The organism is Pantoea sp. EKM10T (assembly GCF_011800685.1).
Lineage (GTDB): Bacteria > Pseudomonadota > Gammaproteobacteria > Enterobacterales > Enterobacteriaceae > Pantoea > Pantoea agglomerans.
The window spans coordinates 437,106-453,680 of the sequence record NZ_JAALEU010000001.1; the positions used below are offsets into that span (position 1 = coordinate 437,106).

The 16,575-nt window shown below is 54.2% G+C and carries 17 protein-coding genes and 3 tRNA genes; 14 read left to right on the plus strand and 6 right to left on the minus strand.

What is annotated here, in order from left to right; genetic code table 11:
- The first annotated feature begins 4 nt into the window (after positions 1-4).
- The 4 genes from HFD95_RS02040 (at position 5) to rnt (ending at position 3,062) form a co-directional block, all read left to right on the plus strand.
- Complete coding sequence (locus HFD95_RS02040; protein WP_010245576.1) at positions 5-601, plus strand: TetR/AcrR family transcriptional regulator; 597 nt, start codon at positions 5-7, stop codon at positions 599-601.
- A gap of 50 nt (positions 602-651) precedes the next feature.
- On the plus strand, positions 652-1,749 hold the full coding sequence (locus tag HFD95_RS02045; protein ID WP_167429775.1) for an alkene reductase: 1,098 nt from the start codon (positions 652-654) through the stop codon (positions 1,747-1,749).
- Positions 1,750-1,865: 116 nt separating this feature from the next.
- On the plus strand, positions 1,866-2,273 hold the full coding sequence (gene gloA, locus HFD95_RS02050; protein ID WP_010245580.1) for a lactoylglutathione lyase: 408 nt from the start codon (positions 1,866-1,868) through the stop codon (positions 2,271-2,273).
- Positions 2,274-2,393: 120 nt separating this feature from the next.
- On the plus strand, positions 2,394-3,062 hold the full coding sequence (rnt, locus tag HFD95_RS02055) for a ribonuclease T (RefSeq protein WP_010245582.1): 669 nt from the start codon (positions 2,394-2,396) through the stop codon (positions 3,060-3,062).
- Positions 3,063-3,105: 43 nt separating this feature from the next.
- On the opposite strand, the gene HFD95_RS02060 is transcribed toward rnt, so the two are convergent.
- Positions 3,106-3,441: a Grx4 family monothiol glutaredoxin gene (locus tag HFD95_RS02060; protein ID WP_170933470.1), complete on the minus strand. Its 336-nt coding sequence runs from the start codon at positions 3,439-3,441 to the stop codon at positions 3,106-3,108.
- 365 nt (positions 3,442-3,806) lie between these two features.
- Here HFD95_RS02060 and HFD95_RS02065 point away from each other — a divergent pair, with 365 nt between their 5' ends.
- The gene (locus tag HFD95_RS02065) at positions 3,807-4,604 is read left to right on the plus strand and encodes a C40 family peptidase (protein WP_010245589.1); all 798 of its coding nucleotides are present in this window, start codon (positions 3,807-3,809) and stop codon (positions 4,602-4,604) included.
- Between the two features lie 45 nt (positions 4,605-4,649).
- Here the strand turns inward: HFD95_RS02065 and HFD95_RS02070 are convergent, their stop codons facing one another.
- On the minus strand, positions 4,650-4,739 hold the full coding sequence (locus HFD95_RS02070) for a YnhF family membrane protein (RefSeq protein WP_010245592.1): 90 nt from the start codon (positions 4,737-4,739) through the stop codon (positions 4,650-4,652).
- Between the two features lie 281 nt (positions 4,740-5,020).
- Between HFD95_RS02070 and purR the strand changes: the two genes are divergently transcribed.
- Positions 5,021-6,046 carry an HTH-type transcriptional repressor PurR gene (gene purR / locus HFD95_RS02075; protein ID WP_010245595.1) on the plus strand — a complete coding sequence of 342 codons (1,026 nt, stop codon included), beginning with the start codon at positions 5,021-5,023 and terminating at the stop codon, positions 6,044-6,046.
- On the opposite strand, the gene punR is transcribed toward purR, so the two are convergent.
- Complete coding sequence (gene punR, locus HFD95_RS02080) at positions 6,043-6,948, minus strand: DNA-binding transcriptional activator PunR (RefSeq protein WP_033771638.1); 906 nt, start codon at positions 6,946-6,948, stop codon at positions 6,043-6,045. The two genes, purR and punR, sit on opposite strands and share 4 nt — an antisense overlap.
- 107 nt (positions 6,949-7,055) lie before the next feature.
- On the opposite strand from punR, the gene punC reads away from it, so the two are divergent.
- Complete coding sequence (gene punC / locus HFD95_RS02085; RefSeq protein WP_022625741.1) at positions 7,056-8,258, plus strand: purine nucleoside transporter PunC; 1,203 nt, start codon at positions 7,056-7,058, stop codon at positions 8,256-8,258.
- A 310-nt stretch (positions 8,259-8,568) separates the two neighbouring features.
- Positions 8,569-9,717, plus strand: a complete 1,149-nt coding sequence (cfa, locus tag HFD95_RS02090; protein WP_163639467.1) for a cyclopropane fatty acyl phospholipid synthase — start codon at positions 8,569-8,571, stop codon at positions 9,715-9,717.
- 334 nt (positions 9,718-10,051) lie between these two features.
- On the opposite strand, the gene HFD95_RS02095 is transcribed toward cfa, so the two are convergent.
- A complete protein-coding gene (locus tag HFD95_RS02095; protein ID WP_033767098.1) occupies positions 10,052-10,711 on the minus strand; it encodes a riboflavin synthase in 660 nt (219 codons plus the stop codon).
- Positions 10,712-10,913: 202 nt separating this feature from the next.
- Between HFD95_RS02095 and HFD95_RS02100 the strand changes: the two genes are divergently transcribed.
- From HFD95_RS02100 to HFD95_RS02125, 6 genes are all read left to right on the plus strand, one after another.
- A complete protein-coding gene (locus HFD95_RS02100) occupies positions 10,914-12,287 on the plus strand; it encodes an MATE family efflux transporter (protein ID WP_167429776.1) in 1,374 nt (457 codons plus the stop codon).
- A gap of 152 nt (positions 12,288-12,439) precedes the next feature.
- A tRNA-Val gene (locus tag HFD95_RS02105) sits at positions 12,440-12,516 on the plus strand.
- A 3-nt stretch (positions 12,517-12,519) separates the two neighbouring features.
- Positions 12,520-12,596: transfer RNA gene (locus HFD95_RS02110), tRNA-Val, on the plus strand.
- An 11-nt stretch (positions 12,597-12,607) separates the two neighbouring features.
- Positions 12,608-12,684, plus strand: a tRNA-Val gene (locus tag HFD95_RS02115).
- A gap of 344 nt (positions 12,685-13,028) precedes the next feature.
- Positions 13,029-14,441 carry a pyruvate kinase PykF gene (gene pykF, locus HFD95_RS02120; RefSeq protein ID WP_010245613.1) on the plus strand — a complete coding sequence of 471 codons (1,413 nt, stop codon included), beginning with the start codon at positions 13,029-13,031 and terminating at the stop codon, positions 14,439-14,441.
- A 304-nt stretch (positions 14,442-14,745) separates the two neighbouring features.
- Positions 14,746-14,982, plus strand: coding sequence for a major outer membrane lipoprotein (locus HFD95_RS02125; RefSeq protein ID WP_003853216.1), 237 nt, complete (start codon positions 14,746-14,748; stop codon positions 14,980-14,982).
- An 81-nt stretch (positions 14,983-15,063) separates the two neighbouring features.
- On the opposite strand, the gene HFD95_RS02130 is transcribed toward HFD95_RS02125, so the two are convergent.
- A complete protein-coding gene (locus tag HFD95_RS02130; RefSeq protein WP_010670037.1) occupies positions 15,064-16,089 on the minus strand; it encodes a L,D-transpeptidase family protein in 1,026 nt (341 codons plus the stop codon).
- A gap of 56 nt (positions 16,090-16,145) precedes the next feature.
- Positions 16,146-16,562, minus strand: a complete 417-nt coding sequence (gene sufE, locus HFD95_RS02135) for a cysteine desulfuration protein SufE (protein WP_089414229.1) — start codon at positions 16,560-16,562, stop codon at positions 16,146-16,148.
- Positions 16,563-16,575: the final 13 nt, after the last annotated feature.

Here is a 16,575-nt window from a genome sequence, read left to right on the forward strand (position 1 = left end):
TGCCATGAATAAGACGCTACAACGCAACGAAACCCGCGAACACCTGCTCCAGACAGGTGAGCAACTCTGTCTGCAACGCGGCTTTACCGGAATGGGCCTCAGCGAACTGCTGACGCAGGCGGCGGTGCCGAAAGGCTCCTTCTACTACTACTTCCGTTCTAAAGAGGCGTTTGGCGTGGCGTTACTGGAACGCTATTTTGCGCGTTTCCTGCAGGATGTGGCGTTGCAGCTTAACCAGACCGAAGGCACGCCGCGTGAGCGTCTGCTTAACCATTTTCGTGCTGCCGTTGATCTGTTTGTTCAGCAGGGCCACATCGTAGGCTGTCTGGGCGTCAAAGTCTCCGCGGAGGTGTGCGATCTCTCAGAGCCGATGCGTGATGCACTGCAGCAGGGTGCCGGAAAGATCACGGCACTCTACGCCCGGACCCTGATTGCCGCAGAGCAGCAGGAGTCGCTGAGTTTGCCGCAGCCCCCCGCGCAGATGGCGGAATTGCTGTCGCTGCTGTGGCTGGGTGCCAGTCTGCAGAGCAAAATTTCCCGCGAGGCGCAGCCACTGCGTCTGGCATTGAGTACCATCGAACAGTGGCTTGAACGCCGCTGATTTTTAAAAAACATGTTTGTAGACGACTGGTCTACTAATCAGGAGCTATTATGGCGAGTACCCAGCTGTTTCGTCCGCTAAAAGTCGGTGCAATTACCGTCCCAAACCGCGTATTTATGGCACCGCTGACCCGTCTGCGCAGCATTGAGCCAGGCGACATTCCTACCCCGATGATGGCTGAATATTATCGCCAGCGCGCCAGCGCCGGTTTGATCATCACCGAAGCGACCCAGATCTCTTTCCAGGCGAAAGGCTATGCCGGTGCGCCAGGCTTACATACTCAGCCACAGATTGCAGCGTGGAAAGCGATTAACGAAGGCGTGCATCAGGCTGGCGGTCACACCGCAGTACAGTTATGGCACACCGGTCGTATCTCACATAACAGCGTGCAGCCGGAAGGCAAAGCACCGGTTGCGCCATCGGCGATTGCCGCTGGCACCCGTACCTCACTGCGTGCTGAAGATGGCAGCGTCTATCGCGAAGATACCTCAACGCCGCGTGAGCTGACAGTGCCAGAGATTAAGCAGATTGTGGCAGATTTTGGCCAGGCTGCGGCCAACGCGCGTGAAGCGGACTTTGACCTGCTTGAGCTGCACTCGGCGCACGGTTACCTGATGCACCAGTTCCTGGCTCCTGGCTCAAACCAGCGTACTGATGAATATGGCGGCAGCATCGAAAAACGCGGTCGCTTTGCGCTGGAAGTGGTTGATGCGGTGATCACTAACTGGTCAGCCGATCGCATTGGTATTCGCGTCTCACCTATCGGCAGCTTCCAGAATCTGGACAACGGCCCGGATGAAGAGGAAGCGGCGCTGTGGTATATCGGCGAGCTGGCAAAACGCAACATCGCCTATCTGCACCTCTCTGAGCCAGACTGGGCCGGCGGTCAGCCTTATACCGACGCTTTCCGTCAGAAAGTGCGTGATCTCTTCCCGGGTGCCATCATTGGTGCCGGTGCCTATACCGTTGAGAAAGCGGATGACCTGATTGGTCGCGGTCTGATCGATGCGGTTGCGTTTGGTCGCGATTACATTGCTAACCCGGATCTGGTTGAGCGTCTGCAGCAGGATGCCCCACTCAATCCACAGCGTCCGGAAAGCTTCTACGGCGGCGGCGCGGAAGGTTATATCGACTACCCGACGCTGTAACCGGTTCGGGCTGCCGTCCGGGATGATGACGGCAGCCATTATTCAATAGCAATTTTCATCGCTATACTTAGCGCCTGAGTCATCGGGCGATGGCGTTTTATTTAAAAGAGGATGTTATGCGTTTACTTCATACCATGCTGCGCGTTGGCGATCTGCAACGTTCAATCGATTTCTACACCCGTGTGCTGGGCATGCGCGTGTTGCGTCAGAGCGAAAACACCGAATACAAATATACCCTGGCATTTGTGGGCTACACCGACGAGAGCGAAGGTGCGGTGATCGAACTGACCTACAACTGGGGCGTCGATAAGTATGACCTCGGTGATGCCTATGGTCATATTGCGCTGGGCGTTGATGACGCAGCAGCGGCCTGCGAACGTATCCGCAAAGATGGCGGCAATGTGACGCGTGAAGCTGGCCCGGTTAAAGGCGGCTCCACCATTATTGCCTTTGTTGAAGATCCCGATGGTTACAAAATCGAGCTGATCGAAAACAAAGATGCCGGTAACGGCCTCGGCAACTAAACCTGCCTGTCAGCCTGCCCGGTCGGGTGGGCTGAATCCCCTTCTCTGCGCTTCATCTGCTGCACCCGGCCCCGTTTTTTGCCATAATACGCGCTGCCCTTTTTCTGCAACGAGATCCTGATGTCTGAATCGAATTCCCCTAATGCACTCAATCAACGTTTCCGTGGCTTCTATCCGGTGGTGATCGACGTTGAAACCGCGGGTTTCAATGCGCAAACCGATGCGTTACTGGAGATTGCCGCTATCACGCTGAAGATGGATGAAGAGGGATGGATTCAGATTGACCAGACGCTGCATTTCAACGTCGAACCTTTTGTGGGATCGCTGCTGCATCCCGAAGCCCTGGCCTTTACCGGCATCGATCCCAGCAATCCGCTGCGCGGCGCGGTCAGTGAATATGAGGCGCTGCACGCCATTTTCAAAATGGTGCGCAAGGGCATTAAAGACAGCGGCTGCAATCGCGCCATTATGGTGGCGCACAATGCCACTTTCGACCTGAACTTTATGTCAGCGGCGGCGGAACGAGCCAGCCTGAAGCGCAACCCGTTTCACCCGTTTGCCACCTTTGACACCGCGGCCCTGAGCGGGCTGGTTTTGGGTCAGACGGTGCTGGCGAAGGCCTGTATTGCGGCGGGCATGGAGTTTGACAGCACGCAGGCGCATTCGGCGCTTTATGATACTCAGCAGACGGCAACGCTGTTCTGCGAGCTGGTGAACCGCTGGAAACGGTTAGGCGGCTGGCCACTGCCCTTCGCGGAAGGCGATGCAGAAGCCACGACATCCGCATAAGGGATGCCGCAATGAAAAAGGCCGACGTGATGTCGGCCTTTTTTTATTCTGCTTCTTTAAATTTTTCTGCGGTCTCTTTGATCAGCGTCTGCAGTTCACCACGCTGTAACATCTCAACGATGATGTCGCATCCACCGACCAGCTCGCCATCGACCCACAGCTGCGGGAAAGTTGGCCAGTTAGCGAATTTCGGCATCTCGGCACGAATGTCCGGGTTCTGCAGAATATCCACGTAAGCAAAACGCTCACCGCAGGCTGACAGCGCCTGCACCGCCTGTGCAGAGAAACCGCAGCTTGGCAGTTTCGGGGAACCTTTCATGTACAGCAGGATCGGGTTTTCTGCGATCTGGCGCTGAATTTTTTCTACAGTACTCATAATTGCCTTCCTTAATTCGTCACATCGTGTTTGTTTATTGTAGCGACTTCGCAGCGTGACTGAAAACGAGATTTTGATCGCTGCCCGATTAAATCGCCATCATTGTTAAGTCCTGCTCCGGGACACCTGAATTCCTGATTATTAACAGCAGGTAACAGATTAATAATTCGTAATAATTTCGTTGATATAAGACGCTGAAAATGTTCATTTTCAGCACAATTGCGTGGGTTGCAAAGATTAATATTAAAAGGCATTACAGTTTTTAAAAGAACTGGACTAGAATGGCCTGGGCGCTGATCCTGGATCAGATTAATCTCAACTTTGTCGCGGTGCGTAGTGGCCCTGACAACTTAACTAATCAACGGACTATGCGTTTAATCATTACGTTTTTCATGCTGGCCTTTGCGCAACTGTTTTTCAACATCGCCGCTGCGTCGCCTCACGCGCCGGTGAACGTCAGTACGCATAAAGCAGAGAAAAAGAGTGCGCGCGACGATGAGCGTCGCAAGCGTCGCCCGGTCAAAACGGTGACGAAAAAGACTCGCCTCAGCCCGGTTCAAAAACTAAAAACAAAAAAACTGAAAAAAGTCGAACTCACCGCAAAACAGACGCCTGCTAAAAAGACCTCGCTAAAAACCGCCCGTCTCAGTAAGAACAAAGAGAAGAAACGCTATGGTCATCAGCGCCTGCTGAAAACCGCTGAGGTCACAACCAGCGAGACCGGCACGATTAAGATGAGCAAATCTCACCGTCAGCGCTACCAGAAGGCCCGCGAAACCGCGATGACCAAGCTGATGGGTCAGTTGGGTAAACCCTATCAGTGGGGCGGCACCTCTCCCCATACCGGTTTCGATTGCAGCGGCCTGGTCTGGTACGCCTATAAAGATCTGGTGAAGTTTAAGATCCCACGTACCGCTAACGAGATGTACCACCTGCGTGATGCCGCACCGATCAAGCGTGAGTCGCTGGAGAAAGGCGATCTGGTCTTCTTCCGTATCAATGGACGCGGTACTGCGGACCATGTCGGCGTTTACCTGGGTGATGGCAAGTTTATCCAGTCGCCACGCACCGGCAAAGATATTCAGATCAGCGCGTTAGGAGAAGATTACTGGCAGCGCCACTATATTGGTGCACGTCGGGTGATGACGCCAAAAACCATACGCTGAGCAGCAGAACAACCAGAAGAGAGCCGGGATAATCCCGGCTTTTTTTTAGTGCAGAATAGCGGTAAAACTAAAGGCCACAATCATCAGCAGACAGCCCGCGGTGGTCATTAAAGCCAGTTTAAGATCGGTACTCATTGCTTGCTCCTTAGTCACACAATTAGTAGGGGTATCGCATTTTCCCACAGGGCCCGGTAAAAATCTCGTTTTATCCGTTCAGCCTTGTTAGAATCCCGCCTTTGTTGCGCAACGCGCGCAACCCTGATTCCGTTTGCGCACGTTTTCAGGCGCTTTTACGCCGCCAGCGGCCTGTTTCCTGGCCATGAAAGCTGCATCTTTGCGGAAAAAACCCTGAGCAGACGCAAACGTTTAACACTACGCTTATCATAGAGTTAGATAAGCACCGGAGTCCGATTTCCATGGCAACAATTAAAGATGTGGCGAAACGCGCTGGCGTCTCAACGACCACCGTTTCGCACGTCATCAATAAAACCCGCTTTGTGGCTGAAGAGACGCGCAACGCGGTCTGGCAGGCGATTAAAGAACTGCACTACTCGCCGAGCGCCGTGGCGCGCAGCCTGAAAGTGAACCACACCAAAACGCTGGGCCTGCTTGCCACCTCCAGCGAAGCGCCCTATTTCGCTGAAATTATCGAAGCGGTTGAAAATCACTGCTTTGACAAAGGCTATACGCTGATTCTGGGTAATGCGCATAACGATCTGCAAAAACAGCGCGCCTATCTCAGCATGATGGCGCAGAAACGCGTCGATGGGCTGCTGGTGATGTGCTCTGAATATCCGGACGATCTGCTGCAGATGCTGGAAGAGAACCGCAATATCCCGATGGTGGTGATGGACTGGGGTGAATCGCGCGCCGACTTCACCGACACGGTACTGGATAATGCTTTTCAGGGCGGCTATCTGGCGGGACGCTATCTGATTGAACGCGGACACCGGGATATTGGTGCAATCCCCGGCCAGATGGAGCGTAACACCGGTGGCGGACGTCATGCCGGTTTCCTGAAGGCGATGGAAGAAGCGGGTATTCAGCCACGCGCCGAGTGGATTGTGCAGGGTGACTTTGAGCCGGAGTCGGGCTATCAGGCGATGCAGCAGATCCTGTCGCAGAAGCAGCGTCCCACGGCGGTGTTCTGTGGCGGTGACATCATGGCGATGGGCGCGATTTGCGCCGCCGACGAGATGGGTTTACGCGTCCCCCAGGATATTTCGGTGATCGGCTATGACAATGTGCGCAACGCCCGTTATTTTGCACCGGCCCTGACCACAGTGCATCAGCCTAAAGCCCAGCTGGGTGAGAAAGCGCTGGAAATGCTGCTGGACCGCATTACCAGTAAACGCGAAGTGTCACAAACGATTGAGGTCCATCCCACGCTGATTGAGCGCCGTTCCGTGGCCGATGGCCCGTTCCGCGACTATCGCCGTTAATGCTCGCTTAACCACTCCTGATTAAGCGTTTGCGCATCACCCAGATAGCTGAGCAACCAGCCTGTCGCCGGTGATGCGCGATCCTCTGCCCAGCTGACGCAGCATGGGCTGTCCGGAAACGCCACCGGCAGCGTCAGTTCAACCAGCTCGCCGCTGTCGAGCAGTGGCCTGGCCAGATGACCCGGCACCATCGCCACACACAATCCCGCCTGCACGCAATCCAGCCCGGTTTGCCACTCCGGCACCACCAGCCGGCGCTGGTTATCCAGCGTCCATGTCATACGACGCGGCAGTGCCCGTGAAGTATCTTCCAGCACCAGGGAGGGCCAGCTCCGCAGCGTGTCATCATCTATCTGGCTCGCCTGTGTCAGAGGATGGTCGGGCGCAACCACGCAGCGCCAGTTAAGCGTGCCCATATCCCGAAAAGCAAAACGTCCGCCCACCGGTATCGCCTGAGTGGCACCAATCGCCACTTCCACCCGGCCATCGGCCAGCGCATCCCAGACGCCGTTAAAGACTTCATAGCTGATGATCAGCTCCATATCGGGAAAGTGGCGATAGAAATCTTTGACCAGTTGTCGGGTGCGCTGAGGTTTTGCGATACGGTCAACGGCAATGCTTAGCTGGCCGCGCCAGCCGTTAGCCAGCTGCTGACACTGTCGCCGGGTGGCAAGCATTTTTTTGATGACGCTGCGCCCTTCCCGGACAAAATGCTCACCCGCCGGGGTCAGAACCACTTCGCGATGCTGCCGTTCAAATAGCGGTACCGCCAGCCAGTTTTCCAGCTGACGCACCGTATAGCTAATGGCAGAGGGCACCCGATGTAACTCCTGCGCGGCGGCGCTGAAACTCCCCCCACGGGCGACAGCGTCAACCACTTCTAATGCATATTCTGACCACATAATCTGCCTTCAAAAATTTTAACAGCAATCGGCAAATATTACCGTTTCACAGCAGCAAACGCACCTTTTACACTCTGCCGCGTTTATCCTGCAAAAATGAGAATCAGATGCTGTCGAATAAAGGGTTTATGCCCTACCTTGCCCTGCTGAGCATGCTGGGCTTTTTAGCCACTGATATGTACCTGCCCGCCTTTGGTGCGATGCAGCAAACCTTTAACACTTCACCCGGTCTGATCAGCGCCAGTATGAGTCTCTTCCTGGGCGGCTTCGCCGTGGGTCAGCTCTTCTGGGGACCGCTTTCCGATCGCATCGGTCGTAAACCGGTGCTGCTGTCCGGACTGGCCATGTTTGGCGCTGGCTGCGCAGGCATGCTGTGGGTGAATGATATCTATCTGATGCTGGCGCTGCGTTTTGTCCAGGCGATTGGCGTCTGTGCCGCTGCCGTAAGCTGGCAGGCGCTGGTGGTGGATCGCTACCCTGCAGCGCGCGCTAACAAAGTCTTTGCCACCATTATGCCGCTGGTTGCGCTCTCTCCGGCGCTGGCTCCGCTACTGGGTGCCTGGCTGATCGGCCACTTCCACTGGCGTTCGATTTTCCTGGTGCTGACCCTGATTGCGGTGGCGTTGATTCTGACCACGCTGCGTCTGCCCACCGTGCGCAAGGCCGCAGGAGAAAAAGGTGCGCAGCCCGGCTTTTTCACGCTGCTTAAATCACGGGTCTACAGCGGCAACGTGCTGATCTACTCCGCCTGCTCAGCCAGCTTCTTTGCCTGGCTGACCGGATCGCCCTTTATTCTGGCGGATCTGGGTCTGTCGCCCGCCGATATCGGTCTGAGTTATGTGCCCCAGACGCTCGCCTTTTTAATTGGTGGCTTCGGCTGTCGCACCCTGCTCAACCGCTTTAACGGCGCACAGTTGCTGCCCTGGCTGCTGGCCGTCTACAGCCTGAGCATTCTGGCGCTGTTTGCTGTTGCGCTTGCTGGCAGCAGCACGCTGGTGAGTCTGATGGTACCGTTCTGCGGTATGGCGCTGGCTAACGGCGCGATCTATCCGATTGTGGTGTCCAGTGCGCTGATGCCCTTCCCGACCGCTACCGGTAAAGCCGCCGCGTTGCAGAATACACTGCAGTTAGGACTCTGTTTCGCTGCCAGCCTGGCGGTGTCCGCCGGCTTAACTCAGCCGCTATTTACCACCACACTGATGATGACGGTGACAATTGTGCTGGCGCTGATGGGTTACGCCATGCAGCGAGCCGCAAGCGCACAAACTGTTGTTGCCTCTGCGCAAACTGCCTGCCAGGATAATCAGTGACACACTGACTTTTTAGTTAGCGCCCTAACAATAAGTTATTGAATATTGACCCGCGTGAGCATATACTCATCCGGGTCAACAAATCTGTAATAAATCAACAATATAATAACGTAATAATCTGATTGGCACCCTGCTGCCGGGACGGTATTCGCGCGCGTTATTCTCACCTTACCCGACCTGCTGCAGGCTGTTCCAGTCCTCTGTATCACACAGATAACCGGTTTGCGGAGCCATCCGCATCGTTTCTCATTGCCTGAATAAATTGGCTACTCTTTGTTCAGGTTCAGATTGGACAGGTGGTGGAAAATCTATGAGTTCATCTTATGCAGAAGAAGTGAGCCTCGAAGAAAACCATTGGTATCGCATCGTTCATGAACTGCTGGAAAAAGCGGATATCGAAATTAATGGTTCACGTCCCTGGGATATTCATATTAATCATCCTGGTTTTTTTAAACGTGTTCTGCAGGAGGGCTCTCTTGGGCTCGGTGAGAGCTTTATGGATGGATGGTGGGAGTGTGACCGGCTGGATATTTTCTTCCATCAGGTACTTAAACATAAACTCGATCAGCAGCTGCCTCATCACTTCAAAGATACGCTGCGCATTGCCGCCGCACGCTTAACCAATCTGCAGTCAAAAAAACGGGCGTGGATTGTCGGTAAAGAGCATTACGACCTGGGCAACGACCTCTTTTCACTGATGCTCGATCCCTATATGCAATACTCCTGTGGCTACTGGAAAGAGGCGACGACACTGGCGACGGCGCAGGAAGCCAAGCTGGATATGATCTGCCGTAAATTAGCGCTGGAACCGGGAATGTCACTGCTGGATATCGGCTGTGGCTGGGGCGGACTCGCGGAATTTGCCGCACGTCATTATGGCGTTAAAGTGCATGGCGTGACGATTTCCGCCGAACAACAGAAACTGGCGCAGCAGCGCTGCAGCGGATTAGACGTCACGATTCTGTTGCAGGATTATCGCGACCTGAATGAACAGTTTGATCGTATTGTGTCGGTGGGTATGTTTGAACATGTCGGGCCGAAAAATTATGCGACCTATTTTGACGTGGTCGATCGTAATTTAAAGCCTGACGGTATTTTCCTGCTTCACACCATCGGCGCAATCAAAACTGATATGAGTGTCGATCCCTGGATCGATAAATATATATTCCCCAACGGCTGCCTGCCTTCGGTGCGCCATGTGGCAGATGCCAGCGAGCCCCATTTTATTCTGGAAGACTGGCACAATTTCGGCGCAGACTACGACAAAACACTGATGGCCTGGCATGAACGCTTTTTGCAGGCCTGGCCAGAGCTGGCCGATAAATATGGCGAACGCTTTAAACGGATGTTCTCCTATTATCTGAATGCCTGTGCCGGTGCCTTTCGGGCGCGTGATATTCAGCTGTGGCAGATCGTGTTCAGTCGCGGCGTTGAGGGGGGATTACGGGTGGCGCGGTAGAGGTTAAAAAGCGGGCAATTAAGAAGGTGCTGCCCCGGCTGAACACTTGAAAAGAAGGGCCTCCTTTGCTTTAACAGGGAGCGTTGCGCCAGGAACAGGGTCAGATCGGAAAGTCGCAAACCCGTCATCCCTGACACGCCCGGCCCACGCGATTACGCACCTCATCCTGAGGTGCGCCCGTTGCCGGGTCAACGCTTTGCGTTGTTCAAAAAAGCTCCCGGCGTTTTTGTCCATGGCGTGTGACGCTTTCCTCTTCTGACCCGGCGCCCTGCGCTTTTATAATGCTGACAGAGTAAAACCGATTGGGCTGTCTGCGGTGCTTACGCGCCTTTTATCAACTCTCTGTCGTTGACTGGCCGGTCAGCATGCTCATCGCCGCCGCGGCATCGCGCTGTGCTAACACCCGCTCAACGGTCTCCACGATTGCCTGCGTGTGCGGATCGATTTCAATATTCACCCGGTCGCCAAAGGTCTTCGCCCCCAGCGTGGTACGCTCCAGCGTTTCCGGGATCAGATAGACGCAGAACTTAGTCTTAGTCACATCGCCTACCGTCAGGCTGATACCGTCGATGCCGACAAACCCTTTATGCAGAATATATTTCATCTGCGCCGCATCCTGGATTTTAAACCAGACTTCGCGGTTATGTTCTGACTGGATAATCTTGCAGATTTCAGCGGTGGTCATAATATGACCAGACATCAGGTGTCCGCCTATTTCATCGCTGAATTTCGCTGCACGCTCAATATTGACCACATCGCCCTGACGTAAATCGCCAAGGTTAGTCACCCGCAATGTCTCTTTAATTAAATCAAAACTGACGCGGTTGCCTTCAATTGCCGTTACGGTTAAACAGCAACCGTTATGGGCTACGGATGCGCCCAGCGCCAGACCCGGTAAGAGCTCTTCCGGCAGGCGGACAGTATGGGTACGAAACAGTTCTTTCTCTTCAATGGACACGATTTCTGCGGTGCCCTGCACAATACCGGTAAACATAGTCTTTGCCTCTGCGAAGTTTACGCTAGTTTATCACAGCTCAGGTCGGCTGTTAGATTTCAGCCCGCACCGCCGCTTTATAGCGGAGCAAACCGCATTGTGTGACAAAGATTGGCGAATTCTGTTACGCCAGTTACACTAGCTCGCGAAATTCCCCGGGCTTCCTGCCCCTTTTAATTCATTCAATAAGTCAGGTGTTAACGTGCAGAAGTATTTAACAGAAGCGCGTCAATTGCTGGCCCTTGCGATTCCGGTCATCCTTGCTCAGGTGGCTCAAACCGCAATGGGATTTGTGGATACCATTATGGCCGGCGCAGTCAGCGCCACGGATATGGCCGCCGTTGCTGTCGGCACCTCTGTCTGGCTACCGGCCATCCTGTTTGGTCATGGTCTTCTGCTTGCATTGACGCCCACCGTTGCGCAACTCAATGGTTCTGGCCGCCGCGAACGCATCGGTGAACAGATCCGCCAGGGATACTGGCTCGCCTTTTTCGTCTCCCTGCTGATTATGGTGCTGTTGTGGCATGCCGGTTATCTTATCCGGGCGATGCATGACATTGATCCAGTGCTGGCGCTGAAGGCAGAAGGCTATCTGCATGCCCTGCTGTTCGGCGCGCCAGGCTACCTCTTCTTCCAGGTGCTGCGCAATCAGTGCGAGGGGCTGTCGAAAACCAAACCCGGCATGGTGCTGGGCTTTTTAGGCCTGATGTTCAACATCCCGCTCAACTATGTCTTTATCTATGGCCACTTCGGCATGCCTGCTCTGGGCGGTGTCGGCTGCGGCGTGGCGACCGCCTCGGTCTACTGGGTGATGTTTATCTGCATGCGCTTCTGGGTGCGCCGGATGGGTAGCATGCGCGATATCCGTATGGAGAGCCGCTGGTCACCCCCTTCCCGTCCGATTCTGAGCCGCCTGATGACGCTGGGATTGCCGGTGGCGCTGGCACTCTTCTTTGAGGTCACGCTGTTCGCCGTGGTCGCCCTGCTGGTTTCGCCACTGGGCATCGTTAACGTGGCCGGCCACCAGATTGCGCTGAATTTCAGTTCACTGATGTTTGTATTGCCGCTGTCGCTGGGTGTCGCGACCACCATCCGCGTCGGTTATCGTCTGGGCCAGGGCTCCATCGAGCAGGCACGGGTCGCGGCCTGGACCGCACAGGGTGTAGGCATCAGCATGGCGGCGCTAACCGCCATTTTTACCGTGACGTTCCGTCATCAGATTGCCCTGCTCTATAACGACAACCCTGAAGTGGTGACGCTGGCGGCACAGCTGATGCTGCTGGCGGCAATTTATCAGTTCTCAGACTCGATACAGGTGATTGGCAGCGGGATCCTGCGCGGCTATAAAGATACGCGGTCGATTTTCTTTATTACCTTTATCGCTTACTGGCTGCTGGGGCTGCCCGCCGGTTATCTGCTGGCGCTGACCGACTGGGTGGTGCCGCGCATGGGACCTGCGGGCTTCTGGTGCGGCTTTATTATCGGCCTGACCTCGGCTGCGGTGATGATGATCTGGCGCATCAGACGGTTACAGCAATCACCGGCGGAGATTATCCTGACGCGTGCAGCGCGATAACGTTCGAGGCGGGTCATTCATGGCTCGCAATGACGAAAAAAACGACGGTTAGCACAGTTGCTGTGCAGTCATGGCGAAAAAACTATTTTCCCCTTGCCAGCCTCACACGCTGCCGTTAATATTCGTCCCCGCTGTCGCCCTGACAGCATGTTGCGCTCTTAGCTCAGTTGGTTAGAGCACCACCTTGACATGGTGGGGGTCGATGGTTCGAGTCCATTAGAGCGCACCAAGTGCGTCCGTAGCTCAGTTGGTTAGAGCACCACCTTGACATGGTGGGGGTCGGTGGTTCGAGTCCACTCGGACGCACCAATATTCAGTATGCGCTCTTAGCTCAGTTGGTTAGAGCACCACCTTGACATGGTGGGGGTCGATGGTTCGAGTCCATTAGAGCGCACCACTTTCAGAATTCCTTCAGCTTGCGCAACTCCACTTTTATTGATCTGCATCGCTTCCCCCTTCTGCTTTTTGATTGGTTTTCGCATACTTAGCGTCTATACTGTCCCGCGTTGCTTACTTGAAAGGTTTCAGCGATCACGTGCTTACTGCGATAACTCAAATGATTTGCGCAACAACAGCGTGGTGGTTACCAACCGTAACCGCACAACTTCCCTGCACGCCTGGCCTTCGTCACCTATTCTTACTCAGTACTGCCCATTTCAGTCTCAATCAGAAATTTCACTTCGATGCGCTGCCATCGGATTCCGCCCTTATTCATCCATCACAACTTACAGAAAATCCGTCATGAAAAAGACTAAAATCGTTTGTACAATCGGCCCGAAAACCGAATCCGAAGAGATGCTGACTCAGCTGCTTGAAGCTGGCATGAATGTTATGCGTCTTAACTTCTCTCACGGCGACTACGCTGAGCATGGCCAACGCATCACCAACATGCGTGCCGTTATGCAAAAAACCGGCCGTCAGGCCGCTATCCTGCTGGATACCAAAGGCCCTGAAATCCGCACCATGAAACTGGAAGGCGGCAACGATGCGGCTCTGAAAGCGGGTCAGACCTTTACCTTTACTACAGACCAGAGCGTGATTGGCAACAGCGAGCGCGTTGCGGTGACCTACCCGGGTTTCACTGCTGACCTGAAAATCGGCAACACGGTGCTGGTCGATGATGGCCTGATTGGTATGGAAGTGACCGAAGTCACTGAAAATACCGTGGTGTGTAAAGTCCTGAACAATGGCGATCTGGGCGAAAACAAAGGCGTTAACCTGCCAGGCGTCTCTATCCAGCTGCCAGCACTGGCCGAAAAAGATAAACGCGACCTGATTTTTGGTTGTGAGCAGGGCGTAGACTTCGTCGCCGCCTCTTTCATCCGTAAACGTTCAGACGTGCTGGAAATTCGCGAGCACCTGAAACAGAACGGCGGCGAGCATATCCAGATCATCTCCAAAATCGAAAACCAGGAAGGCCTGAACAACTTCGACGAAATCCTCGAAGCCTCAGACGGCATCATGGTTGCGCGTGGCGACCTGGGCGTTGAGATCCCGGTTGAAGAAGTGATCTTCGCACAGAAGATGATGATCAAAAAATGTAATAAAGCACGCAAAGTGGTCATCACGGCTACCCAGATGCTCGATTCCATGATCAAGAACCCGCGCCCTACCCGCGCAGAAGCCGGTGACGTGGCAAACGCCATTCTTGACGGTACCGATGCTGTCATGCTGTCAGGTGAGAGTGCCAAAGGCCGTTATCCGCTGGAGTCAGTCACCATCATGGCGACCATCTGTGAGCGTACCGATCGCGTGATGAAGTCCCGCATCGACAGCCAGAGTGATAACCGCAAAATGCGTATCACAGAAGCCGTCTGCCGTGGTGCGGTAGAGACCGCTGAGAAGCTGGAAGCGCCACTGATTGTGGTTGCTACCGAAGGGGGTAAGTCTGCTAAAGCCGTGCGTAAATACTTCCCGAACGCGACCATCCTGGCGCTGACCACCAATCCGATGACTGCCCGTCAGCTGATCCTGAGCAAAGGGATTGAGACACGTCTGGTGACTGAGATCGCTTCAACCGACGATTTCTATCGTCTGGGTAAAGAAGCGGCGCTGGAAAGTGGCTACGGCCAGAAAGGCGATGTCGTGGTGCTGGTGTCAGGTGCATTAGTACCAAGCGGAACTACCAACACTGCTTCTGTACACGTTCTGTAAAACGCTCTCTGACCATTATTTTGAAGCGCCTTTATCGGGCGCTTTTTTTTATTTCTACTTAAACCAAATGTCAGAAAATTCCAATCGAAAATAACTATTCAAATACTCTTAATATTAAGGTTAATCCGATTAAATCTCTCTGTTTTCGCTAAATTTTTTTATCATATTCTGTGATTCGCTGCTTCTTTGAGCGAACGATCAAATTTAAGCATCTTCTCATCAAAAATTTATTCTCAACTTAAAAAGCTTTGTGTAATACTTGTAACGCTACATGGAGATTAACTCAATCTAGAGGGTATAAATAATGAATCGTACTAAACTGGTACTGGGCGCGGTAGTTCTGGCTTCAACTATGCTGGCTGGTTGCTCAAGCAACGCTAAAATCGACCAGCTGTCTTCAGACGTTCAGACTCTGAACGCTAAAGTTGACCAGCTGAGCAACGACGTGAACGCAGTGCGTTCAGACGTTCAGGCTGCTAAAGATGACGCAGCACGCGCTAACCAGCGTCTGGACAACCAGGCTCACTCTTACCGTAAGTAAGAGTTCTGGTTTAAAAATGGCGCCTTTATGGCGCCATTTTTTTTGCTCCGAATTCAGTGCCCTTCACAGGCACTTATCCGTTCAGGGCTGAACCGCGTTGCCCTCAGCCTGTGTCACCGGGCTATCAGCCCCCACAGATGCGCTCTCCAGCCCCGCAGGCGGCACGGTATCACTCTGCACCGGCTCCCCACTGCTGACCAGCACAGGCATGCCTGAGCGTCGCGCTAAGCTGGCTTTAATCAGCGCACTATCACTCTTCTCACTTTTCATAAACTGCTTCACTCCGGCAGTGAGTGCAATCGGCATGGTCTGTGGATCGTCCTTGTCGTTGCGTGACAGCGGCTGATGCACTTCCACGTAGCGTTTCCCATCCGGTTCTACAGCGTACTTCACCGGCTGATTGATGATCTGTACCCGCGTCCCTTTCGGGGCTGAGTTAAACAGCGCTTCGATATCTTCTGAACGCAGACGGATGCAGCCTGAACTGACGCGCATGCCGATGCCGAATTTCGCATTAGTGCCATGGATAAGATACTGGCCGGTGCCGCGCGCCAGACGCATGGCAAACTGCCCCATCGGGTTATCCGGTCCGGCGGGGACTACGCCAGGCAGCGTAATGCCCTCTTTGGCGTAGCGTTTGCGGATGTTCGCCGTGGGCGTCCAGGTGGGATTAGGGATCTTCTGGCTGATCTGCGTCACCATCACTGGCGTGGCCGCACCCAGCTGGCCAATGCCGATGGGATAGACAATGACCTTATCCTCCCCTTTGGGATAGTAGTAGAGACGCAGCTCGGCCAGATTCACCACAATCCCTTCGCGCGGCGTATCAGGCAGGATCATCTGTAGCGGCACCGTCAGCTGGGTGCCCGCTTTGGGCAGCCAGGGATCGGTACCGGGATTTGCCTCCAGCATGCTCAGCAGGCCGACCTGATAGCGCGCCGCAATCGCTTCCAGAGGTTGTTTATTGTCAGGAACCTGAGTCAGGACGTTTTCGCCAATCAGGCGACTGTCAGGTGGTGGCAGCGGATATTCGGTGGCGAACGCGGGTGCAGAGAGCCCAAAGCAGGTCAGCAGCAATGCACCGGCTAAACGTAAAGCAGGTTTCATGCAATTTTCTCGTCAGATAAAAAAACAGACGCCGGATGGCGTCTGTGGAGTGTAACTTAGCTGAGGTTCTGAGCGGTATGGCGAATAGACCGAATCATCGCCTCCAGCCCCTGCGACCGGGTGGGCGTCAGGTGCTGCATCAGTGCCAGTTCGCCAAACCAGTGGCGCACATCCAGCGCCAGGATATCGGCGGGCGGCAGGTTCTGATAGAGGCTAAATACGATAGCAATCAAACCCTTAACGATAGCGGCATCGCTGTCGCCTTCAAACGCAATGGAACCATCCGCCTGCGGGATCATTCTGATCCACACCTGACTCTGACAACCCGAAATCACGTTCTCCGGCTGGTGTAAGGTTTCAGAAGATTCCGGAAGCTTTGAACCCAGCTCAATAATGTAGAGGTACTTCTCTTCCCAGTTAGCGCAACGGTTGAAGTTGCGAACCAGTTTCTCTTTTTCAGGCAAATTCGCCATCAGTGACTCCGTT